1 pseudogene is annotated in these 1,079 nt (G+C 43.7%); it reads right to left on the bottom strand.

The features are described 5' to 3' along the window. Positions 1 to 1,079 (bottom strand): annotated as a pseudogene (locus tag ACQKNR_RS14990) (DNA translocase FtsK); the annotation flags it as partial.

The raw sequence follows: 1,079 nt of genomic DNA, 5'->3' as shown, positions 1-1,079 counted from the left end.
CTTGTTGCATCGGTTGCTCTTCCACTTGCGGTTCTACTACCATTTGTTGCACTGGTTGCTCTTCCACTTGCGGTTCTACTACCATTTGTTGCACTGGTTGCTCTTCCACTTGCGGTTCTACTACCATTTGTTGCATCGGTTGTTCTTCCACTTGCGGTTCTACTACCATTTGCTTCACTGGTTGTTCTTCCACTCGTGACTCTACTACAACTTGTTGTACTGGTGACTCTTCTACTTGGTGTACTGGCTTATTCTCTACTCGTTCACCCATAGAAGGTTGCATTGCATTCGTTCTAGCCGCATGTCTTTCCATTAATCGCTTTCTGTCTTGTTTCAGCATAACAACATTAAATGGTACATGACGCTTTTTCTCACGTTTTGGCTCTTCTTTTTGTACAACTAGTTTCTCTTCTGCGACTGGCGCTTCCTCTACAACTGGTTTTCCTTCTGCAATTGGCGCTTCTTCCACAACTAGCTTTTCTTCTGCGACTGGCGCTTCTTCCACAACTAGCTTTTCTTCTGCGACTGGCGCTTCTTCCACAACTAGCTTTTCTTCTGCGACTGGTGCTTCTTTCACAACTGGCTTTTCTTCTGCGACTGGCGCTTCTTCCACAACTAGCTTTTCTTCTGCGACTGGCGCTTCTTTCACAACTGGCTTTTCTTCTGCGACTAGCGCTTCTTCCACAACTAGTTTATTTTCCTCTGTTTCTGCAATTAAAACATTCGCAAAGCTTTGAACATCTTTCTTCGTTTGTTCATCAGCCTCAGCAACATGTATGAATTCGCTCTTTTGTTCAATTGCTTCATCTAATACCATTTCCGGCTGAGTTTCCTCAAGTTCTACAAATGCCTCTACTACAGGTTCTTCTGCTTCTGTAATTACTTCCACTTCTTCAGACTCTTCTGTTTCTGCAATTACTTCCACTTCTTCAGACTCTTCTGCTTCCGCAATTACTTCTACTTCTTCAGACTCTTCTGCTTCCGCAATTACTTCCACTTCTTCAGACTCTTCTGCTTCCGCAATTACTTCCACTTCTTCAGACTCTTCTGCTTCCGCAATTACTTCCACTTCTTCAGAC

Source organism: Bacillus sp. NPDC094077 (genome assembly GCF_050279465.1).
Classification (GTDB): Bacteria; Bacillota; Bacilli; order Bacillales; family Bacillaceae_G; genus Bacillus_A.
The sequence above is the reverse complement of the archived record's forward strand: the minus strand, read 5'-3'. Positions and strand labels throughout refer to the sequence as shown.